Raw genomic sequence first — 18,578 nt, 5'->3', positions numbered from 1 at the left:
TCTTGTAATTGCAATCATATGGATAACAAAATAAACATAATTGAATTTTTATCTGTACATGTAATCTTTCAGATGTTTCGATTCTTCTTGTGCCTCTTTAATCATTTCCTCTGCTTTTTCTGCTTCTTTTTGCAATGATGGAATATTGCATGAAGCTCCGGGAATTAATTTTGACATTGCCAAGCAAAGATTTGCACTTGATTTAAAGTCTGGGCCTTGTCCATCAGTGTGAAAAATTATTACAATGACATCTTGTTTTTTCATACTTCCTTCATTTAACAAGATTCCTGGAATCCCTGGAACTGTTCCGTGTTCTAATACTTTCAAACCTGCATCTTTGATTTTCTCTCTGGCCGATTCTGTGCTCCCAATTCCAATCATCTCTTCATTCCCTTTTGGATTTTTTATTGCAACACTGCTTACAATTAATTCAATTTTGTGTTTTTTTGCCCACTCTAACATTGCATTAGCAGTAACTCTGTGCAGAGATTCCTCAAGAGTGAAATACGATAAAAATATCCCAACTTTCAAACTTTCATTTACAAAAATTCTGGTTGGAAAATTTGGAATTTTATTTTTTATTATGCTGATTGGTGGAAAACTTTCTGAATCTATTGTGCCTGCTAATTCAAAATTTGATGTGTTTATCATTGATTCCGAAGCTATTGCACTACTAAACCCGACAGATGGGAACCCATCAATAAGGTATCCTCCTTCTAGATTTATTGGTATGATCTCTCTAATTTTTATTTCAGGAAGCAATGGTTTCTGTTTGTCCTAATCAGATAATATCTTTTGTCTAACTTGTGATCTATTTTTGTAATTTTTTAATTAGTGCCGCATAAATAAACGGCAGAATTGTTGTAACTTCTGCATGTAGCGTTGACTGTCTAGCTTTTTGTGTGACTTTTCCCCATGAGATTGCTTCTCTTACTAGTGCACCACTAAGACTTCCATCAAATTCTTGTGCAGTTGTAATGTAAAATGCATAATCTAATCCTTCTCTATATTGATTCCACCACAATGTATGATGTTTAGAAATTCCTCCTCCAATCATAAATGCGCCTGATTTTTCAGCTTTGAAAATGAATCCTGAAAGTAAATCTGCATCACCTGTCATGTTTAGTTTAAAATCACTATGTTTTTGTGCAAAAAGCCAAATTTGGCTGCCTACTGCTCCATCCATAATTCCAGGAACTACTACGCTTACATTGTTTTTGTGTGCCCAATAAAGAAATGAATCTTCTCCAAGATGCTTTCCGATCATTTTACAAATTTCTGCAGTGGTCATCTCTTTGACTCCCTTTTGATATTCTTCTTCTAAAAATCCCTGCATCTTTTCTTCAATAAGTGGACCATAACTGTCCATTGGAACAAGTACATTTCCTAATCTGTGAATATTTTGGTTTGACAATTCCATATCGTCCATTGTAAATGAACCTTCTTTGTAGTGTGAAAAATGCCTTGCAATATCATGATCTAATGCACCACAAGTGGTAATTGCAACATCGAACCATTTGTTCTTGATCATATTTTTGATTATTCCTCTTAATCCAGTTGAAACAACAGCTCCTACAAATGAAACAAATCTTAGACATTGTTTATCTGAAATCATCTCAGTTAAAATCTCTAATCCGTCTGAAAGATTTACTGATTCAAATCCTCCTGATTGAGACAACTCTTCAAAAATATTTTCTATTGATGTGTCTGAATCAATTTCAATGTCTTTAACCGGACGTCCAGGTTCTATCATGATTTTATTCGTCGATGGCGAGTATAAAATTCTGCCTTAACTGAAACATTTTCTGTATGCTCTAAGAAAACTTTAAACAAGTCCAATAACACCAGTCTTCAAATGGCTGATAGGATTAAAGTTGGTTTGGTAGGTATTGGTAATTGTTTTGCTGGATTAATTCAAGGTATAGAATATTACCGTAGAAACCCCTCTCAAGAAGTTACAGGAATCATTCACGATAAATTAGCAGGATATGGGATACATGACATTGACTTTGTTTGCGGATTTGATGTTGGGGAAAACAAAGTTGGCAAATTACTCAATGAGGCAATTTACGAATATCCGAACATGGTTGATTGGATTCCTAGAGACGAAATGCCAAAAACCGACGCTAAAGTTCATGAAAGCCCAATTTTGGATGGTGTAGGGTTATGGGTGGAAAATAGAATTAAACCTATTCAAAGTGACAAAACTCCTGAACAAATTGCTGATGAAGTAAAAAAAATAATAAAAGATACTGGTGTTGAAATTATTGTATCTTATCTGCCTGTTGGCTCAGACAAAGTAACTGAATTTTGGGCTCAAATCTGTCTTGATACTGGCACTGCTTTTGTTAATTGCATTCCATCATTTATCGCATCTGATGAGAAATGGGCCAAAAAGTTTGAAGAAAAAAACATTCCTTGCATTGGTGATGATATCAAAGGACAGGTTGGTGCAACTATTGTACATAGAACGTTAGCAAAATTATGTAGTGATAGAGGAACTAAAATCGAAAAAACCTACCAAATCAATGTGGGCGGTAACACTGATTTTCTAAACATGAAAGAACAAGATCGATTAGCTTCCAAGAGAATTTCTAAAACAGAAAGTGTTCAAAGCCAGCTTAAAGACAGACTAGATGATGATCAAATCTACGTCGGTCCTTCTGATTTTATTCCTTTCTTAGGAAATACCAAATTGATGTTTATGAGAATTGAAGGTCGCCAATGGGCAAACATTCCTTATAACATGGAAGTTCGTTTAGAGGTTGATGACAAAGCAAACTCTGCAGGGATTGTAATTGATGCAATTCGATTGGCAAGGATTGCTCTTGATAGGGGTGTTGGCGGTCCAATTAAACCTGCTAGTGCTTATCTGATGAAACATCCAATAGAACAAACTTCTGATGTAAAAGCAAAAGCTGAATGTGAAAAGTTTGTTGCCGGTAATTAATTATTGAAATTTATTTGAATCTGCAAATCTGCTTTTTCTACTTTTCTCATATTTTTCAAGAATGAATTCTTTGCTTTTTTCACTTGCTCCTTTTAATTTAATGATTTTTGTTGTGACTACTTTATTATCTTCTGTTAAATCCACAATGATGCTGTTTCCTCCAAACCTTTGATTCTCCACATTTGCAGCTAAAATTGGGATTCTATTTTCTAGCGCTCTGACCTGAACATACATTTCCCAAGGTGCGATCCCTCTTCGAACAATTCTGCTTGGAGAAAATAATACTTGAGCTCCCTTTTTTGCAAGAACATTTGCAACGTTGGGAAATACCATGTCATAGCAAATAATTATTCCGAACTTACAAGATGTTTTAAAAATTTTAGCCTCATTCCCAGGTTTCACGCTATCGCGCTCATAATCAAAAGGATGAATTTTTTCTTGCCTTCCTATAAATTCGCCCTCGGGACCAATAACTGGAGCAATTATTGAGGTGTTTTTTCTAATCTCATAAAACGCTCCTGGAATAATAGTCATTGAAAAGTCTCTTGCGATTTTCTTAAATTCTAAAAACTCTGAATCGAAATCCTTGATAATGTTGTTCTTTAGCCATTGTTCTGGTAGGCATACTATTTTTGTCTCTTTTTGACCTAATTTTTTAATAGTCTTTGAAACTTGTGCTATTCCTTTCTGATTAGATTCGTACGATGTAGTCTGAATTAATCCTAATTTTACCATTAATTTTTGAATCTTCCCATCGGTAATTATAGGTGACTTGTCACTGAATTTGAAAAATTTTGATAATGCTTTATTCCTTACAAAAATGATCTGTTTGTTTCAAACAATCTATATTTTTTATTCCAATTTAAGGGCAGGTGAAACATGGTGTTTCCAAAAAATCTCTTCCTATTCATGGTCGGCTCAGTCGTAGGATTTATCACAACTCCGTTGATATGATTTGTTTCAAACAATCTATACGGTAAAGATAAAATTCCTTTTGAACAGTTCTGTCTGTTTTTACTATACATACAAGATGTTATCTCCCATTTTGTTGTAGATAATTTATCACCGTCCTATCGTTTGTGTGCTTCAGGCGTTCAAGGGGAAACTCGATTAAGCCTGAAACCACTTTTAATTTAAAACATATCCTTTTTGTGCCTGATCTTGGTTTTTGACTTTGTAATGTGCTCAAAACAATTTGTCATTTTCCTAGTTTCATTGTATTTTAATTATGAATACCCTGGATCTGTACCATTACGAAAAATATGATAACAAAACAAGAAAAATTGCTCAATTATGTCAACTAAACTTGTTAACCATCGATTATCCTACGCAATACAAGATTATTGTCATTGGTTCATGTAAAAAAAGTCGAGATCTTTGGTTTCAAATCATTTGGATTTAAGAATACTACTGTTCAATTTGAACCTGGACTTGTGTCTATCTCTGGCCCAAACGGTTCTGGTAAAAGCAACATTTTGGATGCCATAATTTTTGCAATGGGTGAAAACAAGCCCAAAGTAATGAGGGTTGATAAATTACGATCTTTAATTCATGATATTGAGGGAAATCGTCGTGGACCAAAAATGGCCAGATCTAGTGTGCATTTTGATAACACCGACCGAAAAATTCCGGTTGATTCAGATCAGGTTGAGATCACCCGAGAAATGGATGAAAGTGGAGAAAATACCTACTATCTTAATAAAAAGAAAACAAACCGAAGTCACATTCTTGATTTACTGGATATGGCAAATGCTGGATTGGGTCAACTAAATGCTGTTCAACAAGGAACAGTCACCAGAATTTCTGAATTTACATCAGAAGAAAAAAGGAAAACCATTGAAGATTTAATTGGTTTATCATATTTTGATGAAAAAAAGACAGAGTCTGTAAAACAACTTGATGAGGCAGATAGAAGACTGGAAATTGCACTTGCAAAAATGGGTGAAATAAAAAAAAGGATTGACGAACTTGAAGAAGAAAGAAATCAAAAATTACGACACGATATTTTGGAGCGTGAATTAAATCGCTACAAGGCAATAGCGGCTGCAAACAAACTGAAAGTTATTTTAGGCCAAAAATCCTCAAAAGAATCCACACTACATACTCTGACATCTGAAATCACAAAATTTGATGAAGAAAGAAATGTTTTGCGAACTGAAATTGAGTCTCTTGAAACTGAAAAATCTAAATTGATGGCCGAAGCTAATGATTACAGTCAATCAAAAGCATCTTTGGATATAGAAATAAGTTCTGCTATGGAACAATATGAAATTGATAATAGTGCCATATCTGCATCAAAGAAAAGACTGGAGCAAATTGAAATTAGAATTCCGGAAATTAAAAAAGAAATTGAAGCCATTGATCAAGCTAGAAATGATATCAATTCCCAAATAAATAAAATTAAAGATTCAATTGAAGAAACAAATCTAAAGAAAAACAAAATAAATGCTGATTTGGAAATAATTGATTCGCAAAGAAATAAAATTCTAGATGAACAATCACAAGCTGCAGCAAAAAAATCCGAAATTGATGATAAAATAAAGTCTTTAACTGGAGCACTTAATCAGTCTGAATTAAAATTGTCCAAACTACAAAATGAAAACGATGAATCTCTCATTAAAATTAACACAAACACTGCAAAATTTAATGAAATAGAAAATGACATTGTAAAACTATCTGGATATGAATCTCAATTGGAATCGATGGTGAATAACCACACTGCATCTATAACTGAATTAAAATCTAGAATTTCAAAATTGCATGAACGAAAATCAAAGATTAACAATGATATGGATGAATTGGGATTAATTTTAGAAAAATCTAACAAAGCTGCAACTCAATACGAATCAAAAATTAAGACAGTAAAAGGATTCATGCATGAAGATTATACTGTTGCAAAACTAAAAGAAGATGCTGAGAAACTTGGAATTGACGGTCTAGTTTATGAAATGATTTCATGGGATAAGAAATACGAACGTTCAGTATTGGCTGTGAGTTCAGATTGGATTAAAGCTATAGTGGTAAAAGATTTTGCAACATTGCTTGGAATTGCTGAAGTAGCTAAAAGTAAAAATCTTCCAAAATTGAAAATTATCCCACTTGAAGCAATTCCTCAATTCAAACTAAAATTGCCTACCGAATCAGGAATAATGGGAATTCTTGCAGATTACGTGACTTGTGATTCTGCATACACTGCACTCAAAACATTCTTGTTTGGAAATATTGTGCTTACTGAAACGCGTGAATCTGCGTATAATCTGTCTCAAAAAGGTTACAAGGCTGTGACTATTGATGGTGAATTCTTTGAAGCAAAAGGCGGAACTGTTGTAATAGACATTAATTCAAAAATTTCTAAACTTACAAAACTAATTTCGATGAGTAGTGATATTGATGGATTATTCCAGTCTATTGGATTAATAAAAAAATATCTGTTAAAGAAAAAACATTCTTTGAAAAAATTAGATGATTCCATTCAATCTTATGCAGAAAGACTCTCCATTTCTGAAAATTCTCTTACTTCTACAAATGAGAATCTTGCAAATTTGAAATCCAGAATAACTTCAGCAATTACCATGAAAGATCAATTGACAAAAAGAATTTCTGAATTGACTTCTAGAAATTCTACTATTGCGTCTGAAATCTCCACTACTGAATCTCATGCCGAATCATTACGTCAACGTATCGCAATCGTAGAGGAAAATTATGCAAGTGGTGAACAGACTCGAATTGCAAATGAATTGTCTAGAATAAATTCCAGGAAGTCTGAAATTGAAAAACAATACACTACAATAATGAATGAATATCGCGATAAATCTTCTCAACAAACAACATTGCAAACTCAAGAAAACAGAGAAAAGTCTCAATCTGATCGTCTTTATAATGAAGAACATTCTTTGAATTTGGAACATCAAGAACTAGAATCAAAAATACAAGAATTAGAAAAACAAAAAGAATCAAAAAGTGAAATTCTTGTTAAATTAAGAGAGAAAGAGCAGGAACTTATATCCACATCTGGTTCTTCAATTGAAAATCTGAAAGAATACGATGATAAACTCAAAGTTTTATCTGAAAAAGATCGAGAAATTACAAAACAAATCAATTCATTGGAGCGTCAAACTGATTCTTTGAACAGGGATTTGCATGATTTAGTTGAAAACGAAACGAAACTTCAGCAAATTCTCTCCGCATTTGGGTTTGACAAAGATATGGAAACATTCGATGTTGAGTCAATTGTTCAGGGATTAACTGCTGAACTAAATTCTTTAAATGCATTAAATGCAAAAGCCCCTGAAACCTATCTGGAAGTATCCTATGGATATCGTTCAATGTCTACAAGAAAGAATTCTCTTGAAGAAGAAAGAAACTCCATTGTTAAATTCATTGAAGATATAGAGAAAGATAAGCGTCAGACATTCTTGGATGCATTTGACAAAGTCGATAAAGAAATTCGTTTGATTTTTAATAAAATGACTGAAGGTAATGCATGGTTAGAATTACAAAATGAAGATGATATCTTTAATTCTGGAATATCATATCTGATTCAATTCCCAAATAAGCCAAAAAGAGAATCAACCTCAATTAGTGGTGGTGAAAAAACTTTAGCTGCAATTGTATTTGTACTTGCATTGCAAAAGCTAAAGCCTTCTCCATTTTACCTGTTTGATGAAGTAGATGCACATCTTGATGCTCCCAACTCTGAAAGACTGGCAAAAATTTTGGAAGAAAGATCCCATGAGAGTCAATTCATAATGGTTTCTTTGAAAGATTCTGTTATACAAAAAGCAAAATTGATCTATGGTGTTTTCCCAAAGAATGGCGTTTCCAATGTTGTGACTTACAAAGATAAACGAATGCCTTCTGTACAAACTTCCTAGTCTAATTTTACGTGACATGCAGAATAATGTCTGTCCGAAATCTCCAATAACTCTGGTTCTTCTGCACATTTTTCAATCACATATGGGCATCTTGCTCTGAATCTACATCCCTGAAAAACATCTTCGTCTGTTGCATCTTTAATTCTAATTTTCTTTTCTCTCTTTAGGTTGTCAGGATCTGGCTCTGAAATGGCGTCAATTAATGCTTGGGTATAAGGGTGTCTTGGTTTCAATAAAACTTGGTCAATTGGACCCATCTCCACAATTTTTCCTTTATACAAAACTCCTATTCTTTGACCAAAATATTTTGCAGTTGCCAAATCATGCGTGATATAGATAAATGAAATATTGTATTTTTTCTGTAAATCGTGCATTAATTCGAGCATCTCTGCTCTTATTGACACGTCTAGCATGGATACAGGCTCATCTGCTATGATGATTTTTGGTTTGATGGACAACGCCCTTGCCAATACTACCCTTTGCCTTTGTCCTCCTGATAGCATGTGGGGGTATTTTTTTATGATCTCGTTAGCTGGCTCTAGTTTTACTTCTTGCAAAACTTCGACTACTCTCTTTAATCTCTGTTGTTTGTTTCCTATGTTGTGAATTTCTAGTGGTTCTGATACTATGTCTCCAATTTTCATTCTTGGATTGATTGAGTCGTATGGATCTTGATGAATCATTTGACAATTCATTCTAATTTTTTCCAAATTCTTTTTTTCATCATCAATTTCATGTCCTTCGAAAAAGATTTTTCCCGAATCTGGCTGAATTGATCTAAGAATTAATTTTGCAATAGTTGATTTTCCTGAACCTGATTCTCCTGCTAATACTAACACCTCGCCTATTTCAAGCGAAAATGAAACATCGTCAGTTGCCCTGACTGTTGATATTTTTCCTCCAAACATGCTTTTTTTATTAAAATATTTTTGTAAATGCTCAACTTTTAGTATTTCTTTCATTGATTATTGTTAAAACAAGAAGTATATCAAGAAATACGATTTATGCGTAAAATTTGGGATAACGCATTTATGTTGAAAAATCCCGGAATTAATACTTGAGTAATACTTTACAAAAAAATCTAAATTATAAAAAATATGTCATTGATAACCGTCTTCAATATTTCAAACCTCATGCCAGTAGAATTGAAAAAACATTTGCTGAAGAAATATCTTTTAGTTTAAACAGGCATTGTAAATTCATCTCTCCTAAATTTTTTTATGACAAAAAAGGTTCAGATTTATTTGAAAAAATTTGTATGTTGCCTGAATACTATCCTACTAAAACCGAAATTACAATTTTAAAAAAACTTCAAAATGAATTGCCTTCTTATTTGGACAAAAATTTTAGAGTCGTTGAATTAGGCAGTGGGGCATCTGTAAAAACAAGAATAATTCTTGATATTTTTTCACAAATTTATGATGTTGTTGAATATTTCCCTATAGACATCTCTGAGATTTTGGCAGAAAGTTCAGAGAGTTTATTGAAAGATTATGACCATTTGCACATAACTGGAATAATTGACACCTACGAAGGTGGTTTAGAATTTCTAAAAAACTATGATGAGAAAAAAAACTTAATTTTATTTTTAGGCTCTAGTTTTGGAAATTTCTCTCCTGTTGATGGGCATGAATTCCTACAAAAAATAAATTCAACCATGAAAAAAGGTGATCTTTTTTTGATTGGACTTGACTTAGTAAAGGATAGGCAGATTTTAGAATCTGCTTATGATGATTCTCAAGGCATAACTGCGGAATTTAATCTAAATGTTCTTTCTAGAATAAATGATGAACTTGATGCAGATTTTAATTTAAATAATTTTTCACATCATTCACTATACAATGAACATGATCAGAGAATCGAGATGTATCTGAAATCTCTAGTAAATCAATCTGTAGTAATATCGAAATCTGATCTTTTATTAAATTTGGAAAAAGACGAACTGATTCATACCGAATATTCTCACAAGTACAAGTTATCTGATATCCATAAACTTCTTGATGATGTGGGATTTGACATCAAACATACTTGGTTAGATGATAAAAATTATTTTTCACTAACACTGGCATCCAAAATTTAGATATCTTCTGCACATCTAAACCCTGAAAATAACCAACGCTCATCTAATCTGAAAAAATTTCTATAACTTCCCCTGATGGACATTTTTGGTGTTGCAAATGATCCTCCTCTCAAAACTTTTTGATTCGTAAACCATTTGTCATTGTACTCATCAAATCCAGATTTGAATCCTGGATATCCGATAAATTCTGATGACGTCCATTCCCAAACATCTCCAATCATTTGTTGACATCCTGAAGGGCTAGTGCCATTTGGGAATGTTCCTAGCTCTGTACATTTCCAATAATATGATTCTAATAAATTACATTTGTCTTTTTCTGGCTCTTCATTTCCCCAAGGATAAATTGATTTTTCTTGTTTTTCTTCATTCCAACAAGCTGCTTTTTCCCATTCTGCTTCTGTAGGGAGTCTTTTTCCTGCCCATTTACAATATGCATCGGCTTCATAATAGCTGACATGACATACTGGCTCATTTGGATTGATTTTTCTAATTCCTATAAAATCTCGGACATTCCACTCACCATTAATTTTTTCCCAATACATGGGAGACCTCCATTTGTTTTCTTTTACTTTCTCCCATCCGTCTGACAGCCAATATTTGTAATTCTCATATCCTCCATCTTCAATGAATTCTAAATACTGTTGATTAGAAACTGGAAATATGTCCATCTTGAAATCATTAAGGTAAACTTTGTGTTCAGGAAGTTCTATGTCGTAACAAAAGTTTTTTCCATTGTAACCCATTTCATAAATTCCTCCTTTGATGTAGATTGATTTTTTGTCATTCTCTTTTGGTTTGTCTGCAATCTCTTTTTTTACCGGTCTATATTGTTCAGCAAGAAGATGTTGCAAATCATACACTAAAAGTTCTTGATGTTGGCATTCATGGTGAAATCCCATTGTAATAACTTTAATTGCATTTTCATCTAATGCCTGTGATTTGATAAATTTCTCCACCCTTTGATTAATAGTGTTAAAGTATTGAAACAATTGATCAACGGTTGGTCTGGAAATTACTCCTCGCAATCCTTTGTCATGTGGAACTCCAAATTGTTGATAATACGAATTTAGATACTCTGTAAACTCTTTTGAGTAAAATTCATAACTTTTATCTAATTTGCTCATGATTGCCTCGTAAATCCAACTAACATGGCCTATGTGCCATTTTGGAGGACTCATAAAAACAGCAGTTTGAACAACAAAGTCATCTTTTTCTAAAGTTTTTACAAGTTCTAGTGTTCTATTTCGTGTTTCTTTAAACTGTTCTAATAGTACTCCCTTTTGATCTAATTTTTGACTGGAGGCCATTAACGAACAATGATCTTTTTTCTATTATTATGTTTGTGGCTAATTTCTTCTAGTAACCTCTGGCAAAAATTGGGATTGATTGACTTTGCTCTTGGCAGTATATGCATTTTAAATTTAAATTTTCACTGCCAAATGGAATTACTCTGATATCTGCACCAGTTTCTTCTTTGATTTTTTCTTCACATTTTGATTTTCCACACCACGGAGCATTTAGGAAACCTCCTCCCTCAATTTTAGATTTGAATTCCGAGTAGTCTGATATGTTTATGCTGTTCTTTTTAGATTGTTCTTGTGCATTTTTTAGCATTTCTTTTTGAATTTCTTCTAAAATTATAACAATTCTTTCGATATCTGTAAAATTCAAATTTGTTTTCTCACAATTGTATCTTTTTGCAATAACTACACTTTCTTTTTCAATATCTTTAGGTCCAATTTCTATTCTTAGTGGTACTCCTTTTAGTTCCCAATCATTAAATTTGTAGCCTGGGGATAACCCTTCTCTGTTGTCAACATGAACTCTGATTTCTTTTAGTTCTAATTTATTTTTGATTTCTTCAACTTTTGGTAATACTTTTTCTTTACCCTCATCATTTTTATAAATTGGAACAATTACAACTTGTATTGGCGCTACTTTTGGAGGCAACACTAGTCCTTTATCATCTCCATGTACCATGATCATTGCTCCGATTAATCTCCATGACACTCCCCATGAAGTTTGCCATGCAAAATGTTCTACATTGTCCTTATCTGCAAATTTCACTTCAAATGGTTTTGAAAAATTCTGTCCTAGAAAATGAGATGTGCCCATCTGCAATGCTTTCCCATCTGGCATGATTGATTCCATAGTGGTTGTATATACAGCACCGACGAACTTCTCTTTTTCACTTTTCTTCCCCACTGTTACAGGAATTGCCAATTCCTCTTCTACTGAATTTTTGTAAATCTCTAAAATTTTAATCACTTCTTCTTCTGCTTCTTCCTGTGATGTGTGGACTGTATGCCCTTCTTGCCATAAAAATTCTGATGTTCTAAGAAATGGTTTTGTAGCTTTGATTTCTGCTCTCAAAGCTGTATTCCAAAAATTAATTTTTAGTGGCAAGTCTCTCCAACTTTGAATCCATTTGGCGTACATTGTATATGCCAGAGTTTCTGATGTTGGTCTCAGTGCAAGTTTGTCTCCAATTTCATTTGTTCCTGAATGAGTTACCCAAAAAACTTCTGGATTAAATCCTGCAAAGTGTTTTTGTTCTTTACCTAACAATGATTCTGGGATTAAAATTGGGAGAAATCCGTTCCTGATTCCATTTTTTGCAAATTTTTTATCAAATGTGCTTCTTAATGATTCCCAAATGGAATATCCATCCGGCCTAAGCACAATCAATCCTTTCACTGGTGCATAATCTGCAAGTTTTGCTTTAAGGACTACTTGTGTGTACCACTCACTAAAATCATCTTTTTTTGTAACTGTGATCCCTATGTCCTCTTTACTCAAGCTAAAACTCAAAGAATTAATTTAACTAATGAGCCTTTCGTGAGAATTTTGCAAATCTCTATTTTCTTTAAAGAGCATCCCCTTTACAGAGAACTTTGCCCATTACCCTACTTTGGAAATTTGGGCACACAAAACACTGAATAAATTGAATCTCTTCTTTCAATACTGGGCAATCAACAAATTCCTGTTTCATTTTTTTGAGCATTTTTGGACTGACGCCTTTTAATTTCAATTTCCCTTTCTCATCCATCATGCCTGATGCTTTTAACTCGTCTTTTACATCCTGTGGCAGTTTTTGTCTTCCTTCTTTTTCACTTATGTCAACTTCATATTTGTGTTCTAATTCTGCCATGTTTAATCATAAAACATACGGTGATTTATTACTAGCGTTTTTTGGATCTCAAAAAAGTTTAAACTTTAATATAATTAGCAATTTTTTTGCAAATCAGAAATCCGTTGCTTGCAATTTTTGATGTTGAAGGTGTTTTATATGATGAAGAATACCTTCCACTCCTCGCAGAAAAACTCCACAAAGAAGATGAGATTTGGGAAATTACCAAACAAGGAATTCAAGGCAAAATTAACTGGGAAGAAGGTTTGAGAACAAGAGTTGGCGCTCTTAAAGGTCTTGATCAAAAAATGTGTCAGGAAGTTGCTGATGCATTACCAATAATGACTGGTGCAAAAGAACTGTGCAGAGTCTTAAAAGCTGCTGGTTGGAAACTCATGGCAGTTTCAGGTGGATTCACTTTGATGATGGATAGATTACAAAAAGAACTGGGTCTTGATTATGTCTTTTCTAATGAATTATTATTTAAAGACGGAAAACTTGATGGCGTGATTATTAATGTTGATTCTGATAAATCCAAATCTGCTAAAATAAAAATTGAAGAATGGGGTGAAAAAAGGGAAGACATAGTTTGTGTTGTAGATGGAGCAAATGATGTAAAATTATTTGATATCTGCGGTTTAGGAATTGCTTATAGGGCTCAGGATATAGTCAAAGATTTAGCTACTACTACTTTGGAAGAAAAAGATCTTTCTAAAGTTCTAGATATTATTAACAAACACTACAAGATACAACTGGAAACAGTCTCTCCTGCCTAAACAATTTTTTAGTCCATCTTTTTAGTTATCTTGTTTGCAAATCATTCCAATCTTTATTGAAAAAGAAATTGAACCCTCTGACAATATCTCTGAGTTAATCATAAAATCTTCTGAACTGAACAATGGAGATATTATTGTAATTGCACAAAAAATAATCTCAAAACAAGAAGGAAGAACTGTCCGTTTATCTGATATTGTGCCTTCTTTACTGTCTCAAGGAATTGCCTCTCAATATCAAAAAGATCCACGATTAATTGAATTAATTTTATCTGAAACAAAAAGAATTGTCAGAATGAAAAATGGGATAATTATAGTTGAAACAAAAAATGGTTTCATTTGTGCAAATGCAGGCATTGATGAAAGCAACGTAAAAGAAGGACATGCTACCATGTTGCCGATTAACTCTGATATCTCTGCAGAATCAATTCGTTACAATATTTTAAAACAAACTAACAAAAATGTAGCAGTAATCATTTCTGATACGTTTGGCCGTCCTTTTCGTATGGGTCAAACTAATTGTGCAATTGGTATTTCTGGATTAAATCCTATAATTGATTATGCTGGAACTCTTGATTCATTTCAAAAAATTTTACGTGTCACTGCAATTGCTGTAGCTGACGAGCTTTCTTCTGCAGCAGAATTGGTGATGGGAAAATCACTGAAATCTCCAATTGCAATAATACGTGGCTACCCATTTAAAATTGAAGAACATGTTATTGATGAGTTAATTCGTCCAGAACACGAAGATCTTTTTAGATGATTCTCTTCTCTTTCAATAGAATTATAATCTAAAGAAGAAGATTTCTTTTGAAATTGCCCATTAACGCTGAATTACACTGCCATAATTCATTTTCAAATTTTCATGTTGGTGACAAAGAACCTCCATATGATTGTAATATATCAATACGGGATCAACTTGAGCGTTCATATAATTTAGGATTAAATGCAATTTTTGTAACAAACCACAATACTCTAGATGGGTATCATCAATTACTGGAATACAAAAATGATCATGAAAAATTCAAAAACATAGATGTTTTTCCGGCAGAAGAGATCACAATTGATAATGGGGCACATGTTTTGGCCTATGGGCTTTATGATGAAATTCCTGTAGGCCTTTCTCTTGATGACGTAATTGATAAAGTCCGGGATCAGGGAGGAGTTTCATCTGCACCTCATCCCTTCAGTCTACTTGACGCATTACGTGACAATGCAAAAAAATGTGATATGGTTGAAGTTTTCAATAGTAACAATATTGACATACTATCCAATGCTAGAGCAACTCAATTTGCATTAGACAATGATATGATTCAAGTTGCAGGAAGTGACTCCCATGTAATATCCACACTTGGAAGATGTGTGAATGTAATTGATTCGGAAAATAACCTTGATGATATTTTACAAGCGATGAAAAAAGGGAAAATCAGCATATCTCAAACAGGCTATGCATTACAATCTGAAACACTAGACCATCTAAAATACAAAATTAATAATTCTAAGGATTACTTGATTGATTACATTTCTGAACACTACCCAAATTCAAAATGGCTCTTGACATTATTGCTAAGAATCTATGATTCAAACCAAAACAGTCACATGTGGTCTTTATTTTACAACATTGCAATCTATCTGATGAGACGAATCTCACAAAAAATTAATTTTCAAAACCATGATCCTGGTTTTATGAAAGACCGAAATCTGGCCACCATGTTCAAAATGGCATTATGAGTCAAAGTAGGATAAGCTAAACTCAAATAGATTTTAATATGACAAAACGTCTTTGATGAATTATACATCATGTCTGAATCTCCTGCTAAAAAATTAGACGCGACAGGTTTGTTTTGTCCTGAACCTGTATTCAGAACAAAAATTGAAATTGAAAGAATGCAAGTTGGTGAAACCTTGACCGTATCTGCCGATGATCCTGCTGCAGAAGACGACATATCCAGGTGGGTTACACGAAACGGTCATGAATTATTAGATTTATCAAAAGATGGTGATGTAATTACTTTTCAAATTAAAAAGGTGAAATAACCGGAATTATGACTACTGTCACTGATACAGATGTCCTAAGTCGTGTGGGCAACACTCCTCTTGTAAAACTGAATTCTCTTTCACACAACAATACTGAATATTTTGCAAAATTGGAAGGCCATAACCCATTCGGTTCAGTAAAGGATAGAGCGGCCTACTGGATGATCAAAGATGGTGAAGAGAGAGGGATTTTAACAAAAGGAAAAAGCATCATCATAGAACCCACTTCCGGAAACACAGGAATTGCGTTAACTGGTATTGCAAATGTGTTGGGGTACAAAGTTGAGATTGTGATTCCAGAAAAAGCCAGCAATGAAACCAAAGATATCATTAGAAATCTTGGTGCTAAAGTGTTTGAGACAAGCGATGATTTATGCCCTAAAGTTGGGGCCGGAACCGATCAAAGCATTGCCCTAGCGACATCTATTGCTTCCTCAAGGCCTGACACTTACTACTCTCCAAATCAATATGCTAATGAAGCAAATTTCAAAGGACATTATGTTGGCACAGGTCCTGAAATTTGGAAACAAACTGCTGGGAAAGTAACTCATTTTTTTACAGGTGTAGGTACTGGAGGAACCATTACTGGCATTGGGACTTTTCTTAAAGAAAAAAACCCTAATGTCAAAATTATTGGTTGTCAACCACAACAAAATCATTTGATACAAGGTTGGAGGAATTTTGAAGAGTCTGCTAAACCTGATTTATTTTTAAAAAGAGAAAATGTGGTGGATGATTGGGTATCTGTTGACAATAAAGAAGCATTTTCTGTAGTAAAAGAGGTACTCGAAAAAGATCGACTCTTGATTAGTCCTTCCTCTGCTGCAGTCTATGCGTGCATGAAAAAATATCCTGTTGAGGACAATGCATGCGTGGTGGGAATTTTTGCAGATGATGGAAGAAAATTCAAAAGTGTTTACGCATCACAAAATGTCATGTCTGAAGAAGAATTTGAAAATGCTCTGAATGAAGCACAACATATGTCTGTCTTGGCCTATTAGATTTTATTCCAAAATTTTCTTTAATTCATTTTGATAAAAATTTCTAAATGACCCATTCATCTCTTTTTCATGATTGAGACACTTGTTGCTCTGTTCAGAGACTTTGTTTTTGATGTCTTTGCTCCATTGACTCTTCTGTTTGTCTTTAGGATCGGCAATTGACGGATTGTCTTTGATTTTCTGCATGATTTCTAATAATTCTAATCCTAGCTGCCTGAATTTGCTTATATGTAATAGAAACATCTGTGATTTTTCTTTATTGATTAAATTTATCATCGAGTGAACTTGATTATAATATTCTAAGCATTTTTCATTATATTTTTTGTATTCATTCATTCTTTTCTCCCAGTATTCTTTGGATGGCTTTTCTTCAACTTTGTAACTAAACTTGATTTCTGCTAATTCTGTTCCTAATTTTGCTAGTTTTTCGCTATGTTCTCTGATTGATTTTTTAATATTCTCTAAATTTTCACTCATTACACTGTCTCCTTACTTCTCAAAACAGTTTATGCTTTTAATTTATCCCACCCCTCTTTAGATTTTTCAGCATATTCTGTTATGCACTTTTCACAAAAAGAATCCCATTCATTAATTTCTAATTTTTTGAAAAAATTTAGTGACCACTTGTAAGTTGGAATTTTTCTATATTGAAATTGTTGAATTGTGTAGATATCTTTTTGTTGAAATTTATTTAAACACTTTTTACATTCTGCATTTTTCATTCTTTCTTATCTGCACTTTCTGTGAGATATTTGTCTACATCAATTGCTGCCATGCATCCAAATCCTGCAGCCGTTATTGCCTGCCTATAATTTCTATCATGTACATCTCCTGCTGCAAAAACACCTTCAACATTTGTATGGGTTTTATTTTTTAAAACAACATACCCTTCCTTGTCTAAATCAATTTGGTCTTTGAATAATTTTGTATTGGGTTCATGACCAATTGCAACAAAAAGACCTCCAGCATCAATTGCTGTTTCTTCATTTGTTTTTAGATTTTTTAAAATCACCTGCTGCATTTTTTGATCTCCTTTGATATCTGTTACAACTGAATCCCAGTGAAATTTTATTTTCTCATTATTCATTGCACGTTCTTGCATTACTTTACTTGCGCGTAACTCTCCTCGTCTATGTACGATGTGGATAGTTGATCCAAATTTTGTAAGAAATGTGGCTTCTTCAATTGCAGAATCTCCTCCTCCCACTACGATTATTTCTTGATTTCTAAAGAATGGCCCATCACATGTGGCACAATACGAAACCCCTTTACCTGCAAACTTTTGTTCACCTTCCAATCCCATTTTTCTTGGATTTGCACCAGTTGCAATAATTATTGCACGTCCCTCGTACTCTTCGGACGCAGTTAAAACTTTGAATGGTTTTCTTCTGAAATCAACATCTACTGCCTCATCATCAATAATTGTGGTGCCCATCCTTTGAGTTTGTTTTCTCATTTCTATCATCAAATCTGGCCCTATTATTCCATTTTCAAATCCTGGATAATTTTCAACTTCTGTCGTGTTTACTAGTTGACCTCCGGGAAGTATTCCTGATAAAATTAATGTGTCATAACCTGCTCTGGAGCAATAAATCCCTGCTGTGTATCCAGAAGGTCCTGCACCTATAATGATTACATCAAATTTTGTTTTTGTTTTGTCTGGCTTCATTGGATCGCTGTCATTTGTTTCTAGAACTGTTGCACTCGCATCTGCTGCCATCATGATGTTTGAT

Annotated in this window: 18 protein-coding genes; 8 read left to right on the top strand and 10 right to left on the bottom strand. The window is 33.5% G+C overall.

Features of this window, described 5'->3' with window-relative positions; all coding sequences use genetic code 11:
• Positions 1–48: 48 nt before the first annotated feature.
• Both OO712_RS06840 and OO712_RS06835 read right to left on the bottom strand, forming a co-directional pair.
• Positions 49–762: a proteasome assembly chaperone family protein gene (locus tag OO712_RS06840; RefSeq protein ID WP_109876102.1), complete on the bottom strand. Its 714-nt coding sequence runs from the start codon at positions 760–762 to the stop codon at positions 49–51.
• A gap of 49 nt (positions 763–811) precedes the next feature.
• Complete coding sequence (locus OO712_RS06835) at positions 812–1,753, bottom strand: deoxyhypusine synthase (protein ID WP_109876101.1); 942 nt, start codon at positions 1,751–1,753, stop codon at positions 812–814.
• A gap of 102 nt (positions 1,754–1,855) precedes the next feature.
• Here OO712_RS06835 and OO712_RS06830 point away from each other — a divergent pair, with 102 nt between their 5' ends.
• Positions 1,856–2,950 (top strand): inositol-3-phosphate synthase, encoded by a 1,095-nt coding sequence (locus tag OO712_RS06830; protein ID WP_109876100.1) that lies wholly within the window; start codon positions 1,856–1,858, stop codon positions 2,948–2,950.
• Here OO712_RS06830 and OO712_RS06825 read toward each other — a convergent pair whose 3' ends face one another.
• Positions 2,951–3,685 carry a carbon-nitrogen hydrolase family protein gene (locus OO712_RS06825; RefSeq protein ID WP_109876099.1) on the bottom strand — a complete coding sequence of 245 codons (735 nt, stop codon included), beginning with the start codon at positions 3,683–3,685 and terminating at the stop codon, positions 2,951–2,953.
• Positions 3,686–4,299: 614 nt separating this feature from the next.
• Between OO712_RS06825 and OO712_RS06820 the strand changes: the two genes are divergently transcribed.
• Positions 4,300–7,824, top strand: coding sequence for a chromosome segregation SMC family protein (locus OO712_RS06820; protein WP_109876262.1), 3,525 nt, complete (start codon positions 4,300–4,302; stop codon positions 7,822–7,824).
• Here OO712_RS06820 and OO712_RS06815 read toward each other — a convergent pair.
• A complete protein-coding gene (locus OO712_RS06815; protein WP_109876098.1) occupies positions 7,821–8,786 on the bottom strand; it encodes an ABC transporter ATP-binding protein in 966 nt (321 codons plus the stop codon). The genes OO712_RS06820 and OO712_RS06815 overlap by 4 nt on opposite strands.
• Before the next feature lie 95 nt (positions 8,787–8,881).
• Here OO712_RS06815 and egtD point away from each other — a divergent pair, with 95 nt between their 5' ends.
• Entirely contained in the window at positions 8,882–9,904 is a 1,023-nt protein-coding gene (gene egtD, locus OO712_RS06810; protein WP_109876097.1) for an L-histidine N(alpha)-methyltransferase, read from the top strand.
• Here egtD and egtB read toward each other — a convergent pair.
• The 3 genes from egtB to OO712_RS06795 form a co-directional block, all read right to left on the bottom strand.
• The gene (gene egtB / locus OO712_RS06805; RefSeq protein ID WP_109876096.1) at positions 9,901–11,211 is read right to left on the bottom strand and encodes an ergothioneine biosynthesis protein EgtB; all 1,311 of its coding nucleotides are present in this window, start codon (positions 11,209–11,211) and stop codon (positions 9,901–9,903) included. The genes egtD and egtB overlap by 4 nt on opposite strands.
• A 49-nt stretch (positions 11,212–11,260) precedes the next feature.
• On the bottom strand, positions 11,261–12,703 hold the full coding sequence (gene proS / locus OO712_RS06800; RefSeq protein ID WP_109876261.1) for a proline--tRNA ligase: 1,443 nt from the start codon (positions 12,701–12,703) through the stop codon (positions 11,261–11,263).
• 67 nt (positions 12,704–12,770) lie between these two features.
• Positions 12,771–13,055 (bottom strand): hypothetical protein, encoded by a 285-nt coding sequence (locus OO712_RS06795; protein WP_109876095.1) that lies wholly within the window; start codon positions 13,053–13,055, stop codon positions 12,771–12,773.
• Positions 13,056–13,159: 104 nt separating this feature from the next.
• On the opposite strand from OO712_RS06795, the gene serB reads away from it, so the two are divergent.
• The 5 genes from serB to OO712_RS06770 all read left to right on the top strand — a co-directional run bounded on the left by serB (position 13,160) and on the right by OO712_RS06770 (position 16,845).
• Entirely contained in the window at positions 13,160–13,810 is a 651-nt protein-coding gene (serB, locus tag OO712_RS06790) for a phosphoserine phosphatase SerB (protein WP_109876260.1), read from the top strand.
• A gap of 34 nt (positions 13,811–13,844) precedes the next feature.
• A complete protein-coding gene (gene cofE, locus OO712_RS06785; protein WP_109876094.1) occupies positions 13,845–14,570 on the top strand; it encodes a coenzyme F420-0:L-glutamate ligase in 726 nt (241 codons plus the stop codon).
• 47 nt (positions 14,571–14,617) lie between these two features.
• Positions 14,618–15,538, top strand: coding sequence for a PHP-associated domain-containing protein (locus tag OO712_RS06780; protein ID WP_225866800.1), 921 nt, complete (start codon positions 14,618–14,620; stop codon positions 15,536–15,538).
• 69 nt (positions 15,539–15,607) lie between these two features.
• The gene (locus OO712_RS06775; protein ID WP_109876093.1) at positions 15,608–15,844 is read left to right on the top strand and encodes a sulfurtransferase TusA family protein; all 237 of its coding nucleotides are present in this window, start codon (positions 15,608–15,610) and stop codon (positions 15,842–15,844) included.
• Between the two features lie 8 nt (positions 15,845–15,852).
• Positions 15,853–16,845 carry a cysteine synthase family protein gene (locus tag OO712_RS06770; protein ID WP_109876092.1) on the top strand — a complete coding sequence of 331 codons (993 nt, stop codon included), beginning with the start codon at positions 15,853–15,855 and terminating at the stop codon, positions 16,843–16,845.
• 3 nt (positions 16,846–16,848) lie between these two features.
• On the opposite strand, the gene OO712_RS06765 is transcribed toward OO712_RS06770, so the two are convergent.
• The 3 genes from OO712_RS06765 to trxB are packed head-to-tail and all read right to left on the bottom strand — an operon-like array spanning position 16,849 to position 18,568.
• Positions 16,849–17,322 carry a hypothetical protein gene (locus OO712_RS06765; protein ID WP_109876091.1) on the bottom strand — a complete coding sequence of 158 codons (474 nt, stop codon included), beginning with the start codon at positions 17,320–17,322 and terminating at the stop codon, positions 16,849–16,851.
• 29 nt (positions 17,323–17,351) lie between these two features.
• Positions 17,352–17,567, bottom strand: a complete 216-nt coding sequence (locus OO712_RS06760) for a hypothetical protein (RefSeq protein ID WP_109876090.1) — start codon at positions 17,565–17,567, stop codon at positions 17,352–17,354.
• Positions 17,564–18,568, bottom strand: a complete 1,005-nt coding sequence (gene trxB, locus OO712_RS06755) for a thioredoxin-disulfide reductase (RefSeq protein ID WP_109876258.1) — start codon at positions 18,566–18,568, stop codon at positions 17,564–17,566. Before trxB ends, OO712_RS06760 begins: the two co-directional genes overlap by 4 nt.
• Positions 18,569–18,578 lie beyond the last annotated feature (10 nt).

Origin of the sequence: Nitrosopumilus zosterae, from assembly GCF_025998175.1 — an archaeon.
In the GTDB taxonomy this organism is placed as follows: domain Archaea; phylum Thermoproteota; class Nitrososphaeria; order Nitrososphaerales; family Nitrosopumilaceae; genus Nitrosopumilus; species Nitrosopumilus zosterae.
This window is presented reverse-complemented; position numbering and strand designations above follow the sequence as displayed.

Coding starts and splice junctions, on each gene's coding strand:
- egtB (WP_109876096.1), bottom strand. CDS start 11,211: ATGGCCTCCAGTCAAAAATTAGATCAAAAGGGAGTACTATTAGAACAG.
- OO712_RS06775 (WP_109876093.1), top strand. CDS start 15,608: ATGTCTGAATCTCCTGCTAAAAAATTAGACGCGACAGGTTTGTTTTGT.
- OO712_RS06835 (WP_109876101.1), bottom strand. CDS start 1,753: ATGATAGAACCTGGACGTCCGGTTAAAGACATTGAAATTGATTCAGAC.
- OO712_RS06765 (WP_109876091.1), bottom strand. CDS start 17,322: ATGAGTGAAAATTTAGAGAATATTAAAAAATCAATCAGAGAACATAGC.
- OO712_RS06760 (WP_109876090.1), bottom strand. CDS start 17,567: ATGAAAAATGCAGAATGTAAAAAGTGTTTAAATAAATTTCAACAAAAA.
- OO712_RS06825 (WP_109876099.1), bottom strand. CDS start 3,685: ATGGTAAAATTAGGATTAATTCAGACTACATCGTACGAATCTAATCAG.
- OO712_RS06795 (WP_109876095.1), bottom strand. CDS start 13,055: ATGGCAGAATTAGAACACAAATATGAAGTTGACATAAGTGAAAAAGAA.
- trxB (WP_109876258.1), bottom strand. CDS start 18,568: ATGATGGCAGCAGATGCGAGTGCAACAGTTCTAGAAACAAATGACAGC.
- OO712_RS06830 (WP_109876100.1), top strand. CDS start 1,856: ATGGCTGATAGGATTAAAGTTGGTTTGGTAGGTATTGGTAATTGTTTT.
- OO712_RS06770 (WP_109876092.1), top strand. CDS start 15,853: ATGACTACTGTCACTGATACAGATGTCCTAAGTCGTGTGGGCAACACT.
- OO712_RS06815 (WP_109876098.1), bottom strand. CDS start 8,786: ATGAAAGAAATACTAAAAGTTGAGCATTTACAAAAATATTTTAATAAA.